2 protein-coding genes are annotated in these 1,846 nt (G+C 49.1%); one reads left to right on the top strand and one right to left on the bottom strand.

Features of this window, described 5'->3' with window-relative positions; genetic code table 11:
* Positions 1-234: 234 nt before the first annotated feature.
* On the bottom strand, positions 235-777 hold the full coding sequence (locus DBR37_RS17075) for a cytochrome b (RefSeq protein ID WP_124575673.1): 543 nt from the start codon (positions 775-777) through the stop codon (positions 235-237).
* Positions 778-1,190: 413 nt separating this feature from the next.
* Here DBR37_RS17075 and DBR37_RS17080 point away from each other — a divergent pair.
* A partial coding sequence (locus DBR37_RS17080) for a cupin domain-containing protein (RefSeq protein ID WP_148089231.1) occupies positions 1,191-1,846 on the top strand: 656 nt, incomplete at its 3' end.

Genomic DNA, 1,846 nt, shown 5'->3' on the forward strand with positions numbered 1-1,846 from the left:
TATTGGTTCTTAATCGTCCAAATATTTGGATGATTGATTCGGGAGTATTTTTTCGAAGGATTACGCAGTTTGGAATGGGGGGGGGCGTCCAAAAATAAGCTGGTCTTGCAGACGTATGTTCGCATATCGGACCGAGCTGGCGTTTGAGGTCCAAGCTTCCTGCAGTCCCTATTACATTTAACTAAAATTCGTAGAAAGCACCATGTCGTTTACGTACATATCTAGATTGATCTTTCATCCGCCCGGAATCATCGACTTAAAGACCTCGTCGCGCAGATAAAAGTGATGGAAAAGAGCTGCGGCAGCATGCGCGCCGGCGATCCAGAGTATGGCTTCGCCGAGGATGATGTGTATTTTCATGATCAGTTGTCCCAGACTATGAGCTTCCTCAATCTGAGGGCAGATATCGAATCCAATAAGGGTGATAGGAATCCCTTCAAGCCAAGTACCGACTATCGCCGTGGCCGGAATCGAGATGAGAAGCGCATAAAGTACGAGGCGGACGAATTTCGCGGTCTCGGTCATCCATCGCCGCTTTTGTTGCTTATCAGGCGTATCGTCGATCAGTCCCCATAGCAATCTCAGCACGACAACAATGACGACAAGTACACCAAGCGTTTCATGAATCCTGCGGATTCCGTCAGCTTCAGCAGAATAGAGCGAATAGCGGTCACCCTTGCTCAGTGCATAGCTGGCAAGAATCAATATGGCAGTGAGCCAGTGAAAGGACTGCGTGACGACACCGTAGCAAAAGGAGGTGCTGCGCAAGGCGATCATTTGATTTCGAGCTTAAGTAGCGGTTGATGAAAGGCGACAGCATGTCACCAAATATCTGGCGTAGCCTATTGAATCAACGTTTTCGATGAATATTTAACAGAGATGACCTTATTGACATTGAGAACGACGCTGTCCGGCATAGCTTGCTCTTCTTCAGGTTGGTAGAGCAGCCATCGTAGCTTTACTTAGGTATTGCATGGTCTCGAAATGGTTCTAATTCATCTAAATGTTCGATCTAATTCTGCAGCCATTTCTGGTTTTTTGTTTGATCCCATCGGTGCCCCAATGTCCGATATTTGCATCCATTTTTTATGGAAAAATGTGGCTGGAAATCGGTATACCTCTTGCATCAGGGCTGGCACAATAGCTTCGTCTTATTTTCGCTTTTTTCAAATTACCGTCGAGGTATCCAGATGTCCGAGTTCTCTTCCTCTCCGTATATTGTTTTAGACCACCTGTTGGCTGCGCTTGATATTGGCGTAACCCACTTCACGGTCTGCGATATTCGTGATGGTTGGGGAATGCGTCTCGACTCTTGTCAGTCGGCAAGCCTGCATTATTGCTTGGAAGGCGCCGGCACGCTCACTGTCCATGGTTCGCCACCTATTCAACTTGAACCACACACTTTCGTGCTCTTACCGTCGGGGATTGCATATCGTATCGAGAGCGCCTCGCAGGAACCTGCGCAGCTCGAACATCGTGTGAGCTTATGTGGAGCTTCGTCGCGCGAATCCGTGCCGACACTTGTCGTTGGTGAAGGTCAGCAAGGTATCGTTACGGTATGTGGTGAAATCCGTGTGGAATTGGTGGGTGGATCAGACCTTTTCACCTCGCTGGACATGCCCTTGGTGGCACGCTTTGGAGGGGGGGACGGATTGCGTGACCAGTTTGTGATGCTGTTGGCAGAGTCAGCCCGACCGGGAATAGGATCTCGTGTACTGACTGAAGCATTGCTCAAACAGTGTTTGGTTCTTGCATTGCGGCGTTGGATTGAGCTTGATACCTTGCCCTTACCTTGGTTGGCGGCCGTACGAGACACGCGACTCAGACGCGCGTTGCACGCTATTTT

Origin of the sequence: Herminiimonas sp. KBW02, assembly GCF_003852535.1 — a bacterium.
Lineage (GTDB): Bacteria > Pseudomonadota > Gammaproteobacteria > Burkholderiales > Burkholderiaceae_D > Oxalicibacterium.

Excerpts from the sequence above, each read along its gene's own strand:
- DBR37_RS17075 (WP_124575673.1), bottom strand. The coding sequence starts at position 777 with ATGATCGCCTTGCGCAGCACCTCCTTTTGCTACGGTGTCGTCACGCAG.